Source organism: Streptomyces sp. NPDC002640 (genome assembly GCF_053592575.1).
Genome location: NZ_JBSFVZ010000021.1, coordinates 53,338 through 73,554 on the forward strand (window position 1 = coordinate 53,338; position 20,217 = coordinate 73,554).

The window sequence follows — 20,217 nt, forward strand, 5'->3', positions numbered from 1 at the left end:
GCCGTCAGACTCCCACACGCCCGGCGCGGAGCCGTGATCGGGTTTCCGGCCGGAAATCACTTCCGGTGCCGGTCCCTTCTGCACGATGATCGAGTGCGCCCCAGTTGCCCCTCCGTCCCGATCAGGAAAGTGCCACCCGTGCCCGACTCGTCCAGCGTTCCCGCCGTCGAGATATCGGACCTCACCCAGCGGTTCGGCACCTCGCTCGCCGTCGACCGGCTCAGCCTGACCATTCCGGCGGGCATGTTCTACGGCATCGTCGGCCCCAACGGCGCGGGAAAGACCACCAGCTTGACGGCCGTGTGCGGACTCCGGCAGCCCACCTCGGGGCGGATCAGGATCGCGGGGCACGACCTCGCCACCGACCGGGAGGCCGCCCTGGCCCAACTCGGCGTGATGATGGACGGGTTGTCCCTGCCCGAGCGGCTGACCGCCACCGAGGTCCTGCGGTACGCCGCCGGGCTGCGGGGTCTGGACGACGGCTGGCGGGCCCGGGCGGCAGACCTGCTGGAGATCCTGGGGCTGGACGCCGTCCCGCGCACGCTGATCGTCGAGTACTCGACCGGCATGCGCAAGAAGATCAACCTGGCGCTCGCCCTGCTGCACCGGCCCCGCGTCCTGGTCCTGGACGAGCCCTTCGAAGCCATCGACCCGGTGTCCGCGCACTCCATCGAGCACGTGCTGAGGCAGTACGTCGAAGGCGGCGGCACCGTGGTGATGTCCAGCCACATCATGGACTTCGTCGAGCGCAACTGCCGCCGGGTCGCCGTGGTGGCCGGCGGACGCGTCCTGGTCGAGGGGACGGTCGAGGACGTGGCCGCCGGAACGACCCTCAACCGGCGCTTCGTGGAACTGGTGGGCGCCGACCCGGTCCGCGCGCTCGAGTGGCTGGCGTGACGCGGACGCTGCTCGCGCTGAAACTGCGCCTCCTCCGCAACGGCCCGCACGACGAACGCGGCTTCGGCCTGGTCGGCGGGCTGGTCCTGGCCGCCCTGGTCGTCGCGGCCGCCTGGGCCTCGGCGCGGGAACTGCTGCACGAGGGCTGGATCGCGATCGCGCTCACCGTGTGGGGCGGCATGTGGCTGCTCGGGCCCCTGGTCCAGCCCCGCCACGATCCCTCGGTCGTCCCCCTCGCGTGGCTGCGCGGGTATCCGGTCCGGCCGTGGCGGCTCGCCCGCTCCCTGTCGTGGACCGAACTCCTCGGCGTCGGGCCCGTCATCACCCTCGTCTGTCTGGCCTCCCTGCCGATCCTCGCGGCACCAGGCGGAACGGCCGCCACGGCGATCACCGTCACGTCCGTCCTGACCCAGCTCTACTTCCTCCTCTGGGCCGGCAGGACCGTGGCCGTGCTGACCGCCGGCCTGCTGCAGACCCGGGCGGGAATCACCCTGGCGGCGGTCCAGACGGCCGCCATGCTCGCCGTGTCGTTCGCCGGATGGGTGCCGGTGGCCGCCTGGCTGCTCCCTCGCCTCGGCGACGGCCGGACCACCTTCGTCGCACCGTCGCTCGGGGTCGTGCCCGGACCGGTGGTCGACGTCCTGGCCGCCCTGCCCACCGGCTGGGGGTACCGCGCCGCCCTCGCCGCCCGCGACGGCCTCGGGCCGGGCGCGGTCCTCGCGCCGCTGGCCGGTCTGCTGATCTGCGGCCTTCTGCTGCACCTCGCCTGGATCGCCCTCACCGCCCGCGCCCTGCGCAGACCGCCGCGCCGGGCCACCCCGCCCCGGCCCACCGCCCCCGGCAAGGGCCGGCGCCTGCCCCTGGTTCCCGCCCAGGTGTCCGCGGTCGTCTCCCGGGAGCTCGCCACCTGGTTCCGCGACCCCGCGCGCGGCGTGGAACTGCGCAGCGCCTGGCTGACACCCCTGCTGATGGCCCTCATCGTCGCGGCCACCGGCTGGTACTGGGCGCTGCCGGCGGCGGGTCCCGCCCTGGCCGTGTTCGGAGCCATGGTGGCGATCAACACCTACGCCCTGGACGGCACCGCACTGTGGCAACTACTCGTCACACCGGGCGCGTTGCGGGCCGACGTGCGCGGGCGGACGGTCGCGTGGGGGCTGCTGTTCGGGGTGCCGTCGGTCGTGCTGGCAGGCGTCCTGTGGGCCGTGACCGGCTCGCCCCTGGGGAACGCCGCGGTGTTCGGGGCGATCGCCGCCGCGGCGGTGGGGAGCGTGGGAGCGCCGCTGCTGGCCGTGGTGATGCCCGCCGTGGGCACCGACGCGCGCGCCCGTGTGTATCCGGGCCAGCGAGCGGGTGACCCGACCGGGGGCCAGATGACGATCTTCCCGGCGGTGCTCCTGGCCGCGGTCCTCCCCGGCGCCGTGGGCGCCGCCGCGGGGGCGTGGTGGGCGACCTCCCTCACCGGTCTCCTCCTGGCCCTGGCGGCGCTGTCCTCGGCCCCCGCCCTCACCGAACGCCTGCTGGCCCGGCGCGGCCCCATGCTGCTGAACGCCATGGTGCTGGGGGAGGCGGGTTCCCCGCGCGGACCCTCCGGGCGCGCCGCACGGCGGCACGGCGGCTGACGGCGGGCGCTCAGCCGCCCAGCATCCCGACGAACAGCTCCCGCAGGTCCTTCCGCAGCGCGTCCAGGTCCGGCGGGTCCGCGTGGTACGAGCCCGCGGCGCAGGAGAACATCACGCCGTCCGCCCAGGCCACCAGCGACAGCGCGTGCCGGGCGGGCTCCGGCGAACCCAGCCCCGCGACCAGGGCGGTCGCCACCTCCCGGAAGCGGGCACCGGCCGCGTCGAAGTATGCGCGCAGCTCGGGGCGGCGCGTCGCCTCCAGGGCGAGTTCGTAGCGGGCGACCAGCAGGTCACGGTTGCCGGTCAGGGAGCGGTGCACCGCGAGCGCCAAGGCATCGACGAGCTGCTCCCAGCCGCGCAGCGGATCCGGCATCTCGTCGACGGCCAGGACCCCGGCCTCCCGCTCGGCCAGCCGGCGGACCGCCAGCTCCAGCAGCGCCAGCCGGGTGCGGGCGACGTTCGAGGTGGAACCGTGCGGAAGGCCGGCCACCTCGTCCACCGCCCGGTGCGTCAGCCCTCGCATGCCGCGCTCGGCCAGCAGGGCGAGCGCGGTGTCGGCGACGAGCAGGGCACGGGACATCGGTGCGGGCATGCCGCCAACCTACCGGCCTCACTACTCCTGTAGTAACTTCGGAGTCGGGGCACTACGGATGTAGTTCCCTGCCGGTCCGGGTCCGGGTCCCGGTCCCTGTCCCGGCCACTGTCCGGGGGCCGGGACCGAGGGAGGAACAGCCATGTCACAGTCCTCGCGCGTACTGATCGTCGGAGGCGGAATCGGCGGTCTGACCGCCGCCGTCGCGTTGAGCCGGGCCGGGCGGGAGGTGACCGTCCTGGAGCGCGCCCCCTCCCTGACGCCGGTCGGGGCCGCCATCTCCCTCGCGCCGAACGCCCTGGCCGCGCTCGACGTGATCGGCGTCGGCGACGAGGTCAGGGCCCTGGCCGCCTGGCAGGGCGAAGGGGGCATGCGCACCCCGGCCGGCCGGTGGCTCGCCCGGACCGACGTCTCCGTGGTCACCGAGCGCTTCGGCGACCCCCTGGTCCTGCTGCCCCGCGCCGCCTTGGTCGACATCCTGACGGCACGGCTCCCCGCGGGCGTGATCCGCACCTCCTGCCCGGCCTCCCTCGCCGACCCGGGCGACGCCGACCGGCCCGCCCGCGTGACCACCCCCGACGGGGACCTCACCGCGGACCTGGTCGTGGCCGCCGACGGCATCCACTCCCGCGTCCGCGCCGCACTGTTCCCGGACCACCCCGGGACCGTGTACTCCGGCTTCACCACCTGGCGGGTCATGATCCCGGTGCCGGGCGCCCGGTTCGCCTCCCACGAGACCTGGGGGCGCGGCCGCCTGTGGGGAACCCACCCCCTCAAGGACGGCCGGGTCTACGCGTACGCCGCGGCCCTCGCCCCCGCCGGCGGACGCGCCGCCGACGACGAGAAGGCCGAGCTGCGCCGGCTGTTCGGCGACTGGCACGACCCGATCCCGTCCGTCATCGCCGCCGCCCGCCCCGAGGACGTCCTGCGCCACGACGTCCACCACATCCGGCGACCGCTGCCCGCCTGTCACCGGGGCCGGGTCGCGCTGGTCGGCGACGCCGCGCACGCCATGCCGCCGTCCCTGGGGCAGGGCGGCAACCAGGCCATCGAGGACGCCGTCGTGCTGGCCCACCACCTGGACGACCTCTCCGCGTACACGGCGGCCAGGCTGCCGCGGACGTCCGCCCTGGTGCGCAAGGCGGTCGGCGCGGGGCGTCTCTCCATGCTCCGCAACCGCCCCGCGGTGGCCTTCCGCAACGCCGTAGTCGCCGCGGTGTCCCGTACCGGGCCGGCCTTCTTCCTGCGCAGCTTCGAGGGCATCGCCGACTGGAGACCGCCGCAGACCGCCGAAGAACGATGCAGGAGTCCGCGACCTCCGCGCCCGTGACCGCCGTCCTCGACATCCCGGCGGGCCGCATCCAGCTCATCGCGGCCGACCGCGCCGACGTCACGGTCGAGGTCACCGTCCAGTTGCCGGCCGGCTCGCGGGTCGAGGCGAAGGCGGCCAGCGCCGAACTGCGGGGCGTCGGACGCCTCGGCGACGTCGCCTTCGACGGCCGGCAGGCGACCGTCAAGCTGGACGAGACCGCCGGCGTCCGCCTCACCGTCGTGGACGGCGACATCACCATCGGCCGCCTGGGCGACGTCGAAGGGCGACATCAGCGCCCGCAGCCTGTAGCGGGCGCCTGGCCTCGGAACGGTCGGTCGCGCATTCGATCCGTACGGCCGACGGGCTCAGGTGTTCAGTGCGATGCGGAGCTCCGGTAACAGGGTCGTGAGGGATCGGGGGAGGTGGGGTCATGCGTTGCCCCGCCTCCGGGAGATACGTTTCTGCCCCGGCGCCGGATGTATCGATGCATTCGGAAGGTAACTCCCGGTCTCACCCGTGTGAGTGAGATTGTGAGGCATATAGGGAAGTAACGCGAATATCCGTGATTGGTAACAGCGTCTGATACGGCCCTTTTTCGCCCCGATCGCGGCGGCAGGATGTGGGTCCTCGGCAGTCCCGCCGGGAACGCACACAGCCCCGGCCATCGGGTCGCCGCCCGTCGGCCGGGGCCAGCACGAAGGAGCGATTCTTGTCTCGTAACTTCCGCCGCCTGGCCGCCGGCACCCTCGCCGCGGCTGCCGCCCTCGGTGCCTTCGCGATGCCGGCCTCCGCCGACGACCACCGTGACCGCGACCACCGCGACCGCCGCGGCCCCTCGGTGAGCATCACCGGGGTGCAGGCCAACAGCCCCGGCCGTGACGACCACTCGAACCGCTCGCTCAACGGCGAGATCATCCGCCTCACCAACACGGGCCGGGACTCCGTCAACCTGCGGGGCTGGACCCTGCGCAACGACGAGCGGCGCACCTTCCGCTTCGGGGACGTCCGGGTGCCCGCCCGCTCCTCCGTGATCGTGCACACCGGGGTCGGCCGTGACGGCCGTGGCCACGTCTACATGGACCGCCGCAACTACATGTGGGACAACCACTCCGACACGGCCGTGCTGAGGGACTTCCGCGGCCGGACCGTCGACATCGAGCGCTGGGGCCGCGGAGGACGCCGCTGACCCCCAGGTCCGCAGTCGGAAGCGTCGGCCGCACCCCTCTCGCCCGGGGTGCGGCCGGCGCTTTCGCATGGCACGGGCCGACGTCAGCCGTACCGGGCGAGGAGCGCGTGCAGATACCGCTCCAGGCGCCGGGTGAGGACATCCGGGGTCAGGTCCTTCCGCCCCAGATCCCGCCAGGGCACGGCGACCTTCTCCGCGTCCGGTGCGAAGGCCAGGGCATCCAGCACGCGCCAGTACAGATGGCCGGCGGGGTCCTCGTCGAGGGTCCCGCCGGCCGCGGTGTAGTCGTCGGCCAGCCGCATCCCGGCCTCCACCCCGTGGAGTAGGGCGAGCGCGGTGGAGCAGTGGGCCACGTCCAGGTCGGCCGGGCCCCAGGAGGTCTCCACCCAGTCCACGACACCGGAGATCGCCAACTCGGCTTCGTCGCCCGTGAAGAGGACGTTGCCGGGGTGGAAGTCCCGGTGCAGGAAGCACGGGCCGTACGCGGGGGCCGAGCGCCGGATCACGTCCACCGCATGCCGCCACACCTCCGGTCGCGCGGGTTTCTCCGGGAGCCGCACCGACTTCGGGTCGGTCCATGCCTGATAGGTGCGAGGCCTGGCCCCCGCCGGAACACGCAGGGCGTGGATGCGGGCCAACTGTCGCGCCAGCAGCACGGATTGCCGCTCGATGTTCGTCCCGTGCACCCTTGGGCGTCCCGGAAGCGAGGTCATCAGCAGCGACGGGTGGTCGCAGTGCTCGGCTGCGGCGTCCACGGCCAGCAGGCGCGCGGCGGGCACGTCGGTGTCGGCGAGGAGCAGCAGGACGTCCGCCTCCCTCGTCAGGAGACCGAGCGCGTGCCGCACGAAGAACGGCTTGACGAAGGAGCGGAGCACGAGCGGCAGGGCACCGTGGTCGCCCTCGACGTCGAGGCGCAGCATCCGTGACGTCCAGCCACCCCGCAAGGGGCTCACCGCGCGGACGCGGTGCCCCGCGGGGAGGCTCCGCTCCACCCAGGCGCGGGTGCCGGACCAGCCCCGGTGGTTGAGGATGTCGTCCGTCATGCCCGGCAGACTAACGACTCGGTCCGCGGTTGAGGTCGTGGCGTGCTGGCCTGGCGGTTCGGCTGATGGTTGAGCAACGAGCTGCCTGCTGGGCGAGTACCGGTTCGGCGCTCGGCTTGCGGAGCCTGGGACCACAGCAGGCGCCCTGGCCGTCGGCCCCGGCGCGGGCGAACACGTCGGCCGGCGTGCGCAGCCGCACCCCGGGGCGGTCGGGGACCGCGAAGCCGCGTGCCGCCGGCAGCGGGCGGACCTCGCCGACGGCACGGGAGACCGTGGAGCGGCCGTGCCGTACAGGCGTGAGCGGCGAGATGCTGCGCGGCGGCGGGCGGCGGGCGGCGGGCGGCGGGCGGCGGGCGGCGGGCGGCGGGCGGCCGGTGCCGGGCCGAAGTACCGTCGCAGGTCAGGCTTCCCCCGCGGTGCCGGCCATCGCCCCCGGTGGGCGCACCATGAAGACGTCGATCGGATCCTGGGCTTCCACGACGAATCCGTGGCGCTCGTAGAGCCGACGGGCAGCGCTACCCTGCAGGACGTTCAGGCCCATGGTCTCGCCCTGCGCGTCGGTCCGCTCCAACACCGTGCGCAGCGCAGCGGATCCGAGCGGCGTTGCAAGTCCGCACGCATCACCGTGGCCCGCAACTCCGCGAGCACCTCGACGTCCGCTGACACCGCGGAACGCAGCCCCCAGCCCGCGGCGTGCGCCGGCATGCTCCCCGCAGGCGCCGCCACGCCCGAGCGCGTCCCGTTTCCCGTCACCCCGGCATCCATGGCCGGAGTATCTCAGTTCGCCTGCTCCGAACAGCCGGACGCGACCTCACATCGCGCGCCAGCGCGTAACGGTCAACCGGGGGCGTGATTGACATGTGCACGCACCTGGCGTGGGTAGGCATTGTTCGCCACCCCCCCCACCGGAAGAAAGGGAAGCCATGAGACTTCCTCGGACGTCGGGCGCAGCAGCCTTCGCCCTCTCCCTCGTCCTGGCCCTCGCGCTGTCGCTGACGTCCGCCCCCACCGCCGAGGCCGGGCAGACGGCCCTCCGCGGCGCGGACCCCAGCGTTCTGCGGGTCGGCGGAACCTACATCGCCGTCCAGTCCACCGGCGCGGGTATCGCCGTGCGGCAGGCCTCGTCCACCGGAGGGCTCGCTGCGGCCACCGCCCGCCAGGTCTGGTCGGACACCCGGAACCTCGGTGAGGTGTGGGCCCCCGAGATCGTGCGGGACGGCGGCCGCTACTACATCTACTTCACGGCCGGCCGCGGATCCGCCCACCGGATGTACGTGATCAGCTCCACCAGCCCCGACAGCGGCTACACCGCCGAGACGAAACTCGCCCTGCCCGAGGACAAATGGGCCATTGACGGGACGCTGTTCACCTTCAACGGTCAGCGGTGGTTCGTCTGGTCGGGCTGGGCCGGCGACACCAACGTCGAGCAGAACCTGTACATCGCCCGCATGAGCAGCCCGACCACCCCCACCGGTGGCCGCCACATCATCTCCCAGCCGCGGGAGGGCTGGGAGCGGGTCGTCGGCAATCCCTACATCAACGAGAGCCCCGAGGCGATCAAGGACCCCAACGGGCAGCTGCACATCGTGTACTCCGCCAACGGAAGCTGGAGCGACCAGTACTGCCTGGCCGACCTGAGGCTGCGGGCCGGCGGCGACCCCACCTACGTGTGGGACTGGTACAAGTCCAACGGCTGCCTGTTCGGCTCCAACCGGTCCACGATGATGTCCGGCTGGGACCCCACCCTCCACGTCGACGGGCCCGGCCACCACACCTTCGTCCTGCTCGACGGGGACATCGCGACCAGCCCGCCCGCCGGGCCCACGTTCCCCCTCATGTTCCACGCGGTGCCGAAGGGCACCCCGTACGCCTGGGAGAACCGGTACTGGTACACCGGCACGTTCTGCTGGTGGGGCAACACCACGTACCGGCGCGCCAACGTCCCCGGTCCGACCGCCGACACCGGGTGGAGCCTCAAGTTCTTCGAGTGACCGTGCCGGCCCGGCGGGCAGGAGGAGCTCGGCCGGCCACCGGACCGGGGTGACGGCCAGGCCCGCCTGCCCGCCCGGCCCCCGTGCGCCGGGCGGGCAAGCCGGTCACAGGGCGGGCAGGACGGCTCCCGGTCGGTAGGCGCGGACCACCACCCCGTCGCCGTCCGCCTCACGCAGCACCAGGTGGGCGCAACCGGCGCCCTCGACCCGGGCAACCGGAGCATGCGGGTCCGCGTCCGCGTCCCAGGCGACCCGCAGCGCCGTGTTCTCGTCCAGCGCGACCCCGCGCGTCGTCAGGCCCCGGCGGACGGCGGACACCAGCCGCGGCAGCGTGCCCCACTGGGCGGCGTGCACGTCGACGGTGAAGGGGACCAGCCCCAGCCCGGGCCGCACGTCGACCTCCTCCAGGTCCTCCGCGCAGTCCTCGGGGCATACCGGCACCCCGTCGTCGAGCCAGCCGCCCACCACCGCGTTCCGCGCCGCCACGGCGGCCCCCGCGGAGAAACCCGCGTACGGCACCGCGCGCCCGGCCAGCAGTTCCCGCAGCTCCTTGCCGCAGTCGGCCAGCGCCTCCTGGTAGGCGGGGGTCAGCCCGCCGCCCACGAACAACGCGTCCACGCCGTCCAGCAGGCCCGCGTCGAAACGTCCCCCGACCGGCACCAGGAGCGGCACCGGCACACAGTCCCCGCTCCGCGTCAGCACACCGGAGAACCGGGCGAACTGCGCCTCCCCGTCGCCGTCGCCCTCGTCGACCAGCAGACAGCCGACCCGCGCCCCGTCCCCGGCGTCCCGCAGGAACGGCCCGTACAGCACCGGCGCGAGGGCCTCGTCCCGGCCACCACCGATCAGATGGACCCGCGTCCCCGCCCGACCGCTCTTCATCCCCACACTCCGCTTCTCACGCCCGCCGTGGTCGGCGGGAAGGCGCAAGCGTAAGGGGCGGTCTCCAACAGGGTCGAAGCATTTCCCGTCGAACCGACGGCAGCGCCGGTCCCGTCCGCGCCGGATCCGGAGTCGCTTTCATGACGCTATGCGCGAAATGCCTGTTTGTATTACGTTCGAGGAAAGGTATGCGCAGACACCGGTAGAGCCCTCGTCGGAGGTGGCAGTGGATCCGCAGGACGAACGCTTGGACGTCCGGTTCCGACCGACCCAGCGCATCTCCCGGAGCCGGATGCTGGTCCGGGGCGTGGTCGCCCCCCTGCTCTGGGCGGGGGCGGTCTGGCTCGCGGTGGTCGAGCTCGACCACGGCCCCTTCCTGCGCGACATCGTCCTCGTCACCGTGGTGGCGTTCGTGCTCGCGTGCGTCTTCCTGCTGTCCGGGGTTTGGCTGAGGCGACACGAGGAGCGCCGTGACTCCTGGTGACCTGCTCTTCTACTTCGTCGTCTTCTACCCGGTCGTGACCGGGGCCTTCTGGATCGCGGGGGGCCTCCTCTTCTGGCTTCTGGACGAACGGCGCACCATCCGCGTCCCGAAGGGCGGCTGGCCCGCCGTCACCGTCCTCGTGCCCGCGTACAACGAGGAGGCGGTGATCGCCCGCTGCGTGCGAGCGCTGCGCGAGGTGGACTACCCCGCGCTCGAGGTGCTGGTCCTCAACGACGGCTCCAAGGACGGCACGGTGGCCGCGGCGGAGGAAGCCGCGGCCGGTGATCCGCGCGTGGTGGTGCTGGACGACGGCGTCAACCTCGGCAAGGCGGACCGGCTCAACACCGGCATGCGCACGGCCCGCCACGACCTCGTCGTGGTGACGGACGCCGACACGCACCTGCATCCCGACGCCGTCAAGTACCTGGTCGCCCGCATCGCGCGGTCCCCCCGGTACGCCGCCGTCGCCGGCTGCCCGTTCGTCACCAACCGCCGCAACGCGCTCTCCGCCCTGCAGGTGCTGGAGGCGGCCTCGCTCATCGGCCTGATCCGCCGCACGCACGCGCTCGCCGGGCGCGTCGGAACGGTCGCCGGCGTCCTCGGACTCTTCCGCCGCGACGCGGTCCTGGAGGTCGGGGGCTACGACCCCCGGATGGCGACCGAGGACATCGACCTCTCCTGGCGGCTGCTGGAAGCCGGATACCGGACCAGTTTCGAACCCAACGCCCTCGTCGGCATGGAGGTCCCCCTCACCCTGCGGTCACTCTGGAAGCAGCGGACCCGCTGGGCGCGCGGTCAGGGCGAGGTGCTGCGCACCCACGGCCGCAAGGTCTTCAGCGTGCGCAGCGTGGGCCTGTGGCCGATCGCCTGGGAGTCGCTGCTGTCGTTCGTCTGGGTGCTGGCCCTACTGGGCAGCACGCTCGTCGAACTCGTCCGGCTGGCCGTCTTCGGCAGCACCGGCGAACTGTCGTGGATGCTCAGCTGGGGCGTGGCGATCGCCCTCATCTCCACCCTCCAGCTCACCGTGGCCTCGTTCATCGTCATCGGCCGCGACCCCGGCCTGACCCGGGCCTATCTCCTGGGCCCGGTGTACCCGCTGTGCCACTGGGCGATCAACGCGCTGGCCGCCCTGACCAGCGAGAGCGTCGGCCTGCTCCGGGGCCCCCGCCGGCGCAAGGTGACCTGGGACATCCAGCGCGAGCCCGGCGACCCGGGCACCCTCGGCTGACTTGTACGGGCTCCGGCCGACAGGCCACTGGTAGCGCTCAAGGACAGCGACCGGCCACCTCGCACGACCCGACGCTCAGCCCCTATGCCCCGCGCAGAGCCCGTGCGATGTCCGTGTCGGTGCGGCCCCGCGTTTCCGGGACCGCGCGGGCGACGAAGATCAGGCCGAGCAGGCAGAGCGCGCCGAAGAGCCAGAACGTCTGGCCCTCGCCGATGCCGTGGACCAGATTCAGGAAGAACTGGTTGACCAGGAAGTTGCAGATCCAGTTCACCGCGATGCACAGGCTCGCCCCCCGCGCGCGCATCTTCGGCGGGAACAACTCGGAGACCAGCAGCAGGATCACCGGGCCCGCGCCGATCGCGAAGAAGGCGACGTAGCCGAGCAGGCAGAGCAGCGCGATCACGCTCTGCCCGGAGAGGTCCCAGACGAAGCAGGCGCCCAACGGGACCAGCGTGGCGAGCATGCCGCCGACGGAGAGCAGGAGCAGCGGCCGTCGGCCCCACCGGTCGATCAGATGGGCGGCCACGAAGGTCATGACCAGGTTGAGCGCGCCGATGAAGACCGAGTAGAGGATCGAGTTCGACGCCGACAGGCCGGTGGTCCGGATGACGGTCGGGGCGAAGTACAGCACCGCGTTGATCCCGCACAGCTGCTGCAGGGCGCACAGCACGACACCGATGACCAGGGCCGGACGGACGGCGGGGGTGAAGAGGTCGGACAGGGCGGCGGCGGGCTCGTCACCGCCGCCGGTCCGGGGCCGCTCCCCGGCCTTCGGCTTCCGCCGCCAGGCGGGGGACTCCCGCAGCGCGGGGGACAGGAGCAGGAAGACCGCGACCCCCACCGCCCCCGCGCCGAACATCCACCGCCAGTCGCCCGAGCCGGAGAGAACCAGCGCGACGACGTAGGACAGGAACAGCCCCAGGGTGAGGCCCAGCTGGTTGAGCAGACCCATGCGGCCGCGGTTGCCGGCGTCCGCGATCTCCGACAGGTAGACGGGGACGAGGGCGGAGGCGATGCCCGCCGCGAGCCCCTGCACGATGCGCCCCGCCAGGAACAGGCCGAAGCCGGGGGCGAGGGCGCAGGCGAGCAGTCCGGCACCGAAGAGCAGGCCGCCGAGCAGGAGCATGCGGCGGCGGCCGATCCGGTCACTGATCCGTCCGGCGGTGAGGGCGCTGAGGACGGCGCCGAGCAGGAAGGAGGAGACGGCGAAGCCCTGCTGACCCGTCGAGAGGTCGAACTGCGGCGTGTAGTAGAGCTGGGCGCCGGCCACGACACCGCTGCTGTAGCCGTAGAGCACGCAGGTCAGAGCGGCGGTCAGCCCCGCCAGGAACCATACCCGGCGGGGGACGCCTGCCCGTGCGCGGCCGGTGTCCGGTCCGCCGTCCGATGTTCCGTCCCCGGGGGAGTCGTCAGCGCTCACCCTGTGAGTGGTGCCACCGCGCCGGGACATGAACACGAGAAGCGTCCGTTCGGCCCAAGGACGCGCAGGCGTCGCGTGGTCCGCCGGGCGGTCCGATGCCCGCGGGCACACCCGCACCCGCGGGCATCGGACCGCCCCCGGCGCCCGCACGGGAGGCGGCGCCGTGGACGGGAAGCCGCTACGCCTCGGCCCGGCGCAGCGGTCGCACCGTCCGCCCGACCGCCCAGGCGACGGCGAGCGAGCCGAGGACCAGGGCGAGTCCGACCGGCGAGCCGGTCGGCAGGAGGATCCACGGGGCACCGGCGGCGAGGACGGCGACGACGTGCGCGGGCCGGCCGTCCGGGGCCGCGGTGCGGAAGGCGAGGACGGCCAGGGCCGGCAGCAGCAGCCCGACCATTCCCAGGCCCGGCGCCGACAGCCCGCCGAGCACGGCGGCGATCCAGGTCATGGAGGCGAAGGCCGCCGCCGCCCGCAGATCGGCGCGGGCGGGCGTGGCGGCCGGCGGCATCAGCAGGACGACCGCGAGCAGCGGGATCAGCCAGGCGGACGGCGGTACCTCCAGCACCGACCGGGCCAGGACCGACAGGGCCAGGGCCGGCACGCTCAGCCCCCGCGCCGCCCGCCAGCGGCCCGTCGCGGCCAGGACACCGACAGCCAGGACCAGGAGGAACACCGGTATCGCCCCCGCCGCGACGCCACCCGCCCCGCCGCCTCCCGTGGCCTGGAAGAGCGTGCGGGTCAGCTCCGTCGCGGCGATGGCGACGGCCGAGGCCAGCGCGTACGGGGCGGCGGTGAGGGCGAAGCGGCCGAAGACCTGCCCGCCACCGGTGCGGGTCCGGACCCGCAGCGCGTGCGCGGCGACGTCGAACTGCTCCAGGCGGCGCGCGACCGGGCCCGCGCCGTCGGTGGCCTCCCGGTACATCTCGAGGATCTCCTCGCCGTACCGCTCGCGGTAGGGGCGGGGGTAGAGGGCGAGCAGGCCGGGGAAGGGGCGGTGGTCGATCATGCGAGGGCTCCGGCCGGGTCGGTGGGAAGAGTGGTCGCGTTCAGACGGCGGGTGGCCTCGCGCGCGGTGGCGGTGAGGCGCCGGACCTCCTCGGTCAGCGTCCGCCGCCCCTCCGGGGTCAGGGCGTAGGTGCGGCGCAGCCGGCCCTCGACCTGTTCCTCGGAGTGGACCCGTACCAGCCCGTCACCCTGCAGACGCTCCAGGGCGCCGTACAGCGTTCCGGTCCGGAGGCGGACCCTGCCCTCGGAGATCTCGTCGACCTCCCGGGCCAGCGCGTACCCGTGCCGCGGGGCGTCGGCGAGGGCGGTGAGGATGAGCAGGGTCGGTTCCTGCATGGTTCTCCTGTGTGCAGCCATGATCCAACTATAGTCAGTTCAACTGACTATAGAAAAGTCGGGGTGGCGGCAGGGAGCGACCGGGCCCCGCCCCACGCACGCGGCGCGGAACGGGGCCCGGTCAGGGGGAGGAGTGTGCGACCGGCCGTCAGCCCACCGAGCAGGCCGTGCCGTTCAGGGTGTACGCCGTCGGCTTGGCGAACGACCCGGAGTACGTGCCCTGGAAGCCGAACGACTGGCTGGCGCCCGGTGCGATCTGCGCGTTGGACGAGGTGTTGGTCGCCGTCACGGCGCCGGACCTCGGCGAGACCGTGGCGTTCCAGGCGTTGGTGACGGACTGCCCGGACGGCAGGGTGAAGCCCACCCTCCAGCCGTTGACCGCCGTCGAGCCGGTGTTGGTCACCGTGATGTTGGAGGTGAAGCCGCCGGGCCAGGAGGTGGCCGTGTTGGTCACCTTGCAGGAGCCGGACGGGTTGGTCGGCGGGGGAGTGGTGGGCGGCGGGGTGGAACCGTCACCGGAGTTGACCGTGGAGGAGAACGAGTTCACGGCCAGACCCGCGCCGTTCTGCCATGGTTCGAAACCGGCCTGGATGCTGGTGATGTACCACGACCGCTGGGCGAGGCCCTTGGAGATCGTCTGGTTCACGAAGTCCATGACGTCGAAGCTCATGCTGCTCAGCGCGGACGGGGCCACGAAGGAGATCACGTCGTTGCCGCCGTTGTTGCCGGTCCAGACCTCCCAGGTGCGGCCGGCGACCGTGGCGGTCCCGGTCTGCGAGCCGATCGGCTGGATCGGGCCGACCCGGTTCAGCCAGATCATGATCTCGGTCGCGCTGACGCCGTCCTTCTTCGGCGACGGATCCAGCCAGATGTCGAAGGAGGCGTTGTACACCGCGTTGCTGACGTAGGAGTACGAGATGCTGCTCGGCGCGGTGGAGATCGTGCTGATCTGCTTCGGCAGGTTGGTGCCCGGTGAACAGTTCGTGTAATGGCAGCCGTTGAAGACCGACGGGTACGACTTCGGGGCGCCGTTCGTGGGGACGGAGCCGTTGGCGGTCGTCAGCTGGAAGCCGGTGTCGGTGACGTTGATGCACTGCTGCTCGCTGGTGCCCCAGCGGTTGTTCTGCACGACATAGCGGCCCTGGATCGTGGTGGAGCCGTACTGGTCGCATATCAGGGTGTCGGCCTGGGCCGACGTCGTCGCCAGGCCGACCGAGGTCAGCGAGGCGATTGTCAGGACTAACGCGGCCAGTGCGGGATGCAGGGCGCGAAGCCTGGACAACAGGGCGGACATGCGGGTCCCTTCATCGAAACGTGCTCGTGGGGGATGGGACAGGGCGTTTCGGAGTCGGTCGCGCATCACTCCTTGGGTGGGGGGTGCGGCGGCCCGAGCGGGGGCCGTGTGGGGGTGGTGCACCAGTGGGAGCGCTCCCATGGTGTGGGTGACGCCCGGAGTGGTCAAGGTGTGGGGAGGTTCGAAAAGATTCGAAGACACGTGGCGGTGACCGGCGGGCAAAATGGCTGTCACACATCTGTACGCGTACAGGAGTTGACCGCTACCGTCCTCCGTACCAGTGGGAGCGATTCCTTTTTCAGTCGACACGTCCGCCTGTACGTGTCCGGCCCGCCAGGAGTCGCTCCATGCGAACGTCCCGTGTTGCCGCTCGACGGCGTGACGCGGCGTACTCCCGGATGCCGGGCGGAGTCGAACCGCACGGACAAGGAGACCCGCACACGATGCGCCGTACCAGAACAGCCTTACTCTCCGCCTTCGCGATGGTCGCGGGGGCCGCGGGAGTGGCGACCGCCATGCAGCCCTCGACCGTGGGCGCCGCCGCCGCGGCCTGCACCGTGAAGTACCAGGTGCAGTCCTCGTGGAGCGGCGGATTCACCGCCAACGTGACCCTCACCAACAACTCGTCGGCCAAGTCCTCCTGGAAGCTCGGCTGGAACTGGGCCGGCAACCAGAAGGTCAGCCAGGGCTGGAACGCCAAGGTCGCCCAGAGCGGCACCGCCGTCACCGCGGCCAACGAGTCGTACAACGGCCAGCTGAACACCGGGGCGTCCGTGAGCTTCGGCTTCAACGCCACCTTCAGCGGCACCAACGCGGCGCCCGGCGCCTTCACCCTCGACGGCGTGGCCTGCGACGTCGACGGCGGAGGCACCCCGCCGACCACCCCGCCCCCCACCACCCCGCCGCCCACGTCGCCGCCGCCCACCACCAACCCGCCGGGCACCAAGGCGGACAACCCGTACACGGGCGCCAAGGTGTACGTGAACCCGGACTGGTCCGCCAAGGCCGCCGCCGAGCCCGGCGGCTCCAGGATCGCGAACCAGCCGACCGGTGTCTGGCTGGACCGGATCGCCGCCATCAACGGCGCCAACGGTGCGATGGGCGCCCGCGCCCACCTGGACAAGGCCCTGGAGCAGAAGGGCTCCGGCGAACTGGTGATCCAGTTCGTGATCTACAACCTGCCCGGCCGTGACTGCGCCGCGCTGGCCTCCAACGGCGAACTCGGCGCCACGGAGATCGACAAGTACAAGACGCAGTACATCGACCCGATCGCCGCGATCTTCAAGGACCCGAAGTACGCGTCCCTGCGGATCGTCACGACGATCGAGGTGGACTCGCTGCCCAACCTCGTCACCAACGTCTCGGGCCGTGACACCGCGGTGCCCGCCTGCGACACGATGAAGAGCAACGGGAACTACGTCAAGGGCATCGGCTACGCGCTGGACGTCTTCGGCGACATCCCCAACGTCTACAACTACATCGACGCCGGTCACCACGGCTGGCTGGGCTGGGACACCAACCTCGGCCCGACGGCCGACCTGTTCAAGACCACGGCCACCAGCAACGGCGCCCAGCTGTCCGACGTGCACGGCTTCATCGTGAACACGGCGAACTACAGCGCCCTGAAGGAGCCGTACTTCAAGGTCACCGACTCGGTGAACGGCACGACCGTGCGCCAGTCCAAGTGGGTCGACTGGAACCAGTACGTGGACGAGCTCTCCTTCGCCCAGGGCTTCCGGGACAAGCTGATCCAGTCCGGCTTCCCCAGCAGCATCGGCTTCCTGATCGACACCTCCCGCAACGGCTGGGGCGGCTCCGCGCGTCCCACCGCGGCCGGCCCGACGACCGGTGTCGACGCCTACGTCAACGGCGGCCGCGTCGACCGGCGCATCCACCTGGGCAACTGGTGCAACCAGTCCGGCGCCGGTCTCGGTGAGCGGCCGAAGGCCAACCCCGAGCCGGGCATCGACGCCTACGTCTGGATGAAGCCGCCGGGTGAGTCCGACGGCGCCAGCCAGGTGATCGACAACGACGAGGGCAAGGGCTTCGACCGCATGTGCGACCCGACCTACACGGGCAACGCGCGCAACGGCAACAGCATGTCGGGGGCGCTGCCCAACGCGCCCCTGTCGGGCAAGTGGTTCTCGGCGCAGTTCCAGCAGCTGATGGCCAACGCCTACCCGCCGCTGTCCTGACACCGGCGACGCACCAGGGCCGTCCGTCCCGCCTCGCGGCGGGGCGGACGGCCCTTCGCGTGCTGCCGGCCCGACGGCTCAGGCTCCTCCGCCCGGCCCTCCCGATGCTGTGGCTTCACCCAAGGTGAAGGTCAACCCCGGGGGGTTCCGCGGCTCGGGGAGGGCTTGAGGGGGAGGAACCGGCCGGTCACGGGCGGCGCCCGTCGGCCGCCAGCTGTCCGGCCACCGTGCTCAGGGTCGCCCCCAACGGCAGTGCCACCCGGGTGAGGGCGTACCGGTCGCCCCGGGTCGGGTCCCGGTTGACGATCACCACCGGCTTCCCGGCGTCGGCCGCCTGCCGGACGAACCGCAGACCGGACATCACCGTCAACGACGAGCCCAGCACCAGCAGCGAGGTCGCCTCCCGCACCAGGCTGCGGCAGTGCTCGACCCGCCCCGGCGGCACGTTCTCCCCGAAGAACACCACGTCCGGTTTGAGGACGCCGCCGCAGACGGTGCAGGGCACCACCCGGAAGTCGCCGACCTGCTCGTCGGTGAGGTCGGCGTCGCCGTCCGGGTTCAGGCCGGACGCCACCGGCGCGAAGCCCACGTTCGCCGCCTCCAGCCGCTCGGCCAGCTCGGCGCGCGGGCTGACCGTCCCGCACGTGAGGCACACGACGCGGGCCAGGCTGCCGTGCAGCTCCACGACGTCCTCGCTGCCCGCAGCCTGGTGCAGCCCGTCGACGTTCTGGGTGATCACGCCGGTGAGACGGCCCCGCGCCTCGAACTCCGCCACGGCGCGGTGCCCCGCGTTGGGGTGCGCGCGGCCGAACGTCCGCCAGCCGAGATGGCTCCGCGCCCAGTACCGCCGCCGGGCGCGGGCGTCGGCGACGAAGTCCTGGTAGGTCATCGGGGTGTGCCGGCTGAGGCTCCCGCCCTCGCCGCGGTAGTCGGGGATCCCCGACTCCGTGGAGATGCCGGCCCCGCTGAGCACCAGCACCCCGCCGGCGCGCAACGCGTCGGCCACCGGCCCCGGATCCGTCGTGCCCGGGGGCAGATCTTCCGGCGGGGTCCAGCTCAAGGTGGGACGCATGCGCATGCCGCCAGCGTACGGAAGCCCCCGGCCCGCCCCCACCCCGCCCCGCCCGCGGCACGGCCTCAGTCCTCGGCCAGGGCCCGCAGGAACCGTGTCCGCGCGTCGTCGCGCCCCGCGCAGAACCCGGGGACGGCCTCGAACGCGGCCAGGGCACGACACCACGCCAGCAGCCGCTCGGGGGAGCGGCCGGGCAGCAGCGACACCAGCTCGCCGATCCTCCGCTCCAGCGAGGAAAGGTCCGCGACGCCGGCCAGCAGCCAGTCCACGGTGTCGAAGTCGGGGTCGCCCCAGGTGGGCCGCGGGTCGATCGCCACCACGCGACCGTCCGCCCCGACCAGCACGTTGCCCGCGTGGAGATCACCGTGCACGAGCCCCACCGGACCGCCGCGGCACAGCTCCACGGCCCGCTCCCGGGCGGCGGAGAGCAGTGCCCGATCGAACCCCCGCCGGGCGCTCGCCGCCAGCCTGCGCTCCGCGAGGCCGCAGAGGAAACCGATCCGGTCCGCCAGCGGACGCAGCGCCGAGGACCCCGTGGGCCGCGGGGCGTGCCGCCGAAGATCCCGGAGGAGAGCCGCCACCTCCGGCATCCGCAGGCCGCACTCCACCGCCGACCGCCCCGGTCCGGCGTCCTCCAGCAGCAGCGCTCCGAGTTCGAGGTCCTGACCGAGCAGGTCCACCACGGCCGGGGTGTCCGCCCACAGCGCCAGGGCTTCCGCCTCCTCCGCGGCGACAGCCGCGTCCGGCGTGACCTTCAGCCACACCGTGCGGTCGTCGTCACGCCGGCGGCAACGGAAGACCCGCGAGGTGCCGCCGCCCCGGGCGTCGAGCACCCGCAGCCGCCACCGGCCCGCGAGCTCGCCGACCAGACCGGGCAGCGCGTCGCACCAGGCGACCACCTCGGGCCCGAACCGCACCACCAGCCGGTCCCTGGCCGCCGCGTCCACCACCGCCGCCCCGCTCACCGCACTGCTCACCGCCCCGCTCACCGCCCGGAGGGCCCGTGGAGGCCGGTGTCGGGGCCGGTGCCGGTGCCGGTGGGGGCGGTGGGGGCGTCGGGGACGCCCGCCCGCAGCTGACGGCGCACGTCGAGGAGGTGGTGCCGCAGCTCGTGCAGGGTGTGCACGGCGACCCAGCTCAGCGAGCGTTCCGCGCGCCGGGGGTAGGTGTACACGAGTGTGCGCTCCCAGTCGTCGGGGGAGAGGAGGTCCAGTACGTTGCCGAACAGCTGTGCCGCGGTCCGGACCTGGTGCGCCACGTCGGAGGGCCGCTGCCGGGCGTAACCGTCGTGCTCGACCCGCTCGTCGCGTCCCATCGGTTCGGCGAACGGCGTGTCGGCGCGCCGCGCGGCGAGCACCCGTTCCCGCTGGACCAGCAGCACGTCGCGGACGTGACACGCGTACTCCAGCGGCGACCACACCTCGGGGGCGGAGCGCGTCCGCAGGGTCACCGGGTCGCCCGCGAGCAGGTCCGCGAACTCCTCCGCGTGGGCCTCGGCCAGTGAGGGCACCGCGGAGGCCATGTCCAGGTCGTAGACGAAGCCGCACTCGCCGCACGCCGATTCGGCGCCCAATCCCCACCTCCCGCTCGTCGGCCCGTCCCGACGTCGAGGCCGCGAAAGCGGGGGCCTCGGCGCGGGCACGGGATCAGCCTAGGAGCAG

At 72.9% G+C, this 20,217-nt stretch carries 19 protein-coding genes and 2 pseudogenes; 9 read left to right on the forward strand and 12 right to left on the reverse strand.

The window, feature by feature from the left end; genetic code table 11:
* Positions 1 to 138: 138 nt before the first annotated feature.
* Positions 139 to 897: an ABC transporter ATP-binding protein gene (locus ACWD3O_RS25170; RefSeq protein WP_451417438.1), complete on the forward strand. Its 759-nt coding sequence runs from the start codon at positions 139 to 141 to the stop codon at positions 895 to 897.
* A complete protein-coding gene (locus tag ACWD3O_RS25175; RefSeq protein WP_451417439.1) occupies positions 894 to 2,516 on the forward strand; it encodes a hypothetical protein in 1,623 nt (540 codons plus the stop codon). The genes ACWD3O_RS25170 and ACWD3O_RS25175 overlap by 4 nt, the downstream gene beginning before the upstream one ends.
* A 10-nt stretch (positions 2,517 to 2,526) precedes the next feature.
* Here ACWD3O_RS25175 and ACWD3O_RS25180 read toward each other — a convergent pair whose 3' ends face one another.
* Complete coding sequence (locus ACWD3O_RS25180; protein ID WP_451417440.1) at positions 2,527 to 3,108, reverse strand: TetR/AcrR family transcriptional regulator; 582 nt, start codon at positions 3,106 to 3,108, stop codon at positions 2,527 to 2,529.
* Positions 3,109 to 3,250: 142 nt separating this feature from the next.
* On the opposite strand from ACWD3O_RS25180, the gene ACWD3O_RS25185 reads away from it, so the two are divergent.
* From ACWD3O_RS25185 to ACWD3O_RS25195, 3 genes and pseudogenes are all read left to right on the forward strand, one after another.
* A complete protein-coding gene (locus ACWD3O_RS25185; RefSeq protein WP_451417441.1) occupies positions 3,251 to 4,438 on the forward strand; it encodes an FAD-dependent oxidoreductase in 1,188 nt (395 codons plus the stop codon).
* Positions 4,408 to 4,692, forward strand: a pseudogene (locus ACWD3O_RS25190) (hypothetical protein); the annotation flags it as partial. The gene ACWD3O_RS25185 and the pseudogene ACWD3O_RS25190, both read left to right, overlap by 31 nt.
* Before the next feature lie 437 nt (positions 4,693 to 5,129).
* On the forward strand, positions 5,130 to 5,606 hold the full coding sequence (locus tag ACWD3O_RS25195; RefSeq protein WP_451417442.1) for a lamin tail domain-containing protein: 477 nt from the start codon (positions 5,130 to 5,132) through the stop codon (positions 5,604 to 5,606).
* 83 nt (positions 5,607 to 5,689) lie between these two features.
* On the opposite strand, the gene ACWD3O_RS25200 is transcribed toward ACWD3O_RS25195, so the two are convergent.
* From ACWD3O_RS25200 to ACWD3O_RS25210, 3 genes and pseudogenes are all read right to left on the reverse strand, one after another.
* Positions 5,690 to 6,649 carry a phosphotransferase family protein gene (locus ACWD3O_RS25200; protein WP_451417443.1) on the reverse strand — a complete coding sequence of 320 codons (960 nt, stop codon included), beginning with the start codon at positions 6,647 to 6,649 and terminating at the stop codon, positions 5,690 to 5,692.
* A gap of 148 nt (positions 6,650 to 6,797) precedes the next feature.
* A pseudogene (locus ACWD3O_RS25205) lies at positions 6,798 to 6,929 on the reverse strand (transposase family protein); the annotation flags it as partial.
* A gap of 120 nt (positions 6,930 to 7,049) precedes the next feature.
* Positions 7,050 to 7,223: a hypothetical protein gene (locus ACWD3O_RS25210; RefSeq protein WP_451417444.1), complete on the reverse strand. Its 174-nt coding sequence runs from the start codon at positions 7,221 to 7,223 to the stop codon at positions 7,050 to 7,052.
* 349 nt (positions 7,224 to 7,572) lie between these two features.
* Between ACWD3O_RS25210 and ACWD3O_RS25215 the strand changes: the two genes are divergently transcribed.
* Positions 7,573 to 8,640 (forward strand): glycoside hydrolase family 43 protein, encoded by a 1,068-nt coding sequence (locus tag ACWD3O_RS25215; RefSeq protein ID WP_451417445.1) that lies wholly within the window; start codon positions 7,573 to 7,575, stop codon positions 8,638 to 8,640.
* A 105-nt stretch (positions 8,641 to 8,745) separates the two neighbouring features.
* On the opposite strand, the gene ACWD3O_RS25220 is transcribed toward ACWD3O_RS25215, so the two are convergent.
* A complete protein-coding gene (locus ACWD3O_RS25220) occupies positions 8,746 to 9,522 on the reverse strand; it encodes a Type 1 glutamine amidotransferase-like domain-containing protein (RefSeq protein ID WP_451417446.1) in 777 nt (258 codons plus the stop codon).
* Between the two features lie 247 nt (positions 9,523 to 9,769).
* Between ACWD3O_RS25220 and ACWD3O_RS25225 the strand changes: the two genes are divergently transcribed.
* Both ACWD3O_RS25225 and ACWD3O_RS25230 read left to right on the forward strand, forming a co-directional pair.
* Positions 9,770 to 10,006, forward strand: a complete 237-nt coding sequence (locus ACWD3O_RS25225; protein WP_451417447.1) for a hypothetical protein — start codon at positions 9,770 to 9,772, stop codon at positions 10,004 to 10,006.
* Positions 9,993 to 11,234 (forward strand): glycosyltransferase, encoded by a 1,242-nt coding sequence (locus ACWD3O_RS25230; RefSeq protein ID WP_451412309.1) that lies wholly within the window; start codon positions 9,993 to 9,995, stop codon positions 11,232 to 11,234. The genes ACWD3O_RS25225 and ACWD3O_RS25230 overlap by 14 nt, the downstream gene beginning before the upstream one ends.
* Before the next feature lie 82 nt (positions 11,235 to 11,316).
* Here ACWD3O_RS25230 and ACWD3O_RS25235 read toward each other — a convergent pair whose 3' ends face one another.
* From ACWD3O_RS25235 to ACWD3O_RS25250, 4 genes are all read right to left on the reverse strand, one after another.
* Positions 11,317 to 12,654: a sugar porter family MFS transporter gene (locus ACWD3O_RS25235; protein WP_451417448.1), complete on the reverse strand. Its 1,338-nt coding sequence runs from the start codon at positions 12,652 to 12,654 to the stop codon at positions 11,317 to 11,319.
* 178 nt (positions 12,655 to 12,832) lie between these two features.
* Positions 12,833 to 13,660, reverse strand: a complete 828-nt coding sequence (locus ACWD3O_RS25240; RefSeq protein ID WP_451417449.1) for a hypothetical protein — start codon at positions 13,658 to 13,660, stop codon at positions 12,833 to 12,835.
* On the reverse strand, positions 13,657 to 13,995 hold the full coding sequence (locus tag ACWD3O_RS25245) for a PadR family transcriptional regulator (protein ID WP_451412306.1): 339 nt from the start codon (positions 13,993 to 13,995) through the stop codon (positions 13,657 to 13,659). The genes ACWD3O_RS25240 and ACWD3O_RS25245 overlap by 4 nt, the downstream gene beginning before the upstream one ends.
* 148 nt (positions 13,996 to 14,143) lie before the next feature.
* Complete coding sequence (locus ACWD3O_RS25250) at positions 14,144 to 15,289, reverse strand: GH12 family glycosyl hydrolase domain-containing protein (protein WP_451417450.1); 1,146 nt, start codon at positions 15,287 to 15,289, stop codon at positions 14,144 to 14,146.
* A gap of 443 nt (positions 15,290 to 15,732) precedes the next feature.
* Between ACWD3O_RS25250 and ACWD3O_RS25255 the strand changes: the two genes are divergently transcribed.
* A complete protein-coding gene (locus tag ACWD3O_RS25255) occupies positions 15,733 to 17,484 on the forward strand; it encodes a glycoside hydrolase family 6 protein (protein WP_451417451.1) in 1,752 nt (583 codons plus the stop codon).
* A gap of 187 nt (positions 17,485 to 17,671) precedes the next feature.
* Here ACWD3O_RS25255 and ACWD3O_RS25260 read toward each other — a convergent pair whose 3' ends face one another.
* From ACWD3O_RS25260 to ACWD3O_RS25270, 3 genes are read right to left on the reverse strand one after another with little or no spacing between them, the layout of a single operon-like run.
* A complete protein-coding gene (locus ACWD3O_RS25260; protein WP_451417452.1) occupies positions 17,672 to 18,562 on the reverse strand; it encodes an NAD-dependent protein deacetylase in 891 nt (296 codons plus the stop codon).
* 59 nt (positions 18,563 to 18,621) lie between these two features.
* A complete protein-coding gene (locus ACWD3O_RS25265) occupies positions 18,622 to 19,533 on the reverse strand; it encodes an aminoglycoside phosphotransferase family protein (protein ID WP_451417453.1) in 912 nt (303 codons plus the stop codon).
* A gap of 8 nt (positions 19,534 to 19,541) precedes the next feature.
* Positions 19,542 to 20,129: a DinB family protein gene (locus ACWD3O_RS25270; protein WP_451417454.1), complete on the reverse strand. Its 588-nt coding sequence runs from the start codon at positions 20,127 to 20,129 to the stop codon at positions 19,542 to 19,544.
* Positions 20,130 to 20,217 lie beyond the last annotated feature (88 nt).

Coding starts and splice junctions, on each gene's coding strand:
- ACWD3O_RS25180 (WP_451417440.1), bottom strand. CDS start 3,108: ATGCCCGCACCGATGTCCCGTGCCCTGCTCGTCGCCGACACCGCGCTC.
- ACWD3O_RS25185 (WP_451417441.1), top strand. CDS start 3,251: ATGTCACAGTCCTCGCGCGTACTGATCGTCGGAGGCGGAATCGGCGGT.
- ACWD3O_RS25200 (WP_451417443.1), bottom strand. CDS start 6,649: ATGACGGACGACATCCTCAACCACCGGGGCTGGTCCGGCACCCGCGCC.
- ACWD3O_RS25215 (WP_451417445.1), top strand. CDS start 7,573: ATGAGACTTCCTCGGACGTCGGGCGCAGCAGCCTTCGCCCTCTCCCTC.
- ACWD3O_RS25220 (WP_451417446.1), bottom strand. CDS start 9,522: ATGAAGAGCGGTCGGGCGGGGACGCGGGTCCATCTGATCGGTGGTGGC.
- ACWD3O_RS25240 (WP_451417449.1), bottom strand. CDS start 13,660: ATGATCGACCACCGCCCCTTCCCCGGCCTGCTCGCCCTCTACCCCCGC.
- ACWD3O_RS25245 (WP_451412306.1), bottom strand. CDS start 13,995: ATGCAGGAACCGACCCTGCTCATCCTCACCGCCCTCGCCGACGCCCCG.
- ACWD3O_RS25250 (WP_451417450.1), bottom strand. CDS start 15,289: ATGTCCGCCCTGTTGTCCAGGCTTCGCGCCCTGCATCCCGCACTGGCC.
- ACWD3O_RS25255 (WP_451417451.1), top strand. CDS start 15,733: ATGCGCCGTACCAGAACAGCCTTACTCTCCGCCTTCGCGATGGTCGCG.
- ACWD3O_RS25260 (WP_451417452.1), bottom strand. CDS start 18,562: ATGCGCATGCGTCCCACCTTGAGCTGGACCCCGCCGGAAGATCTGCCC.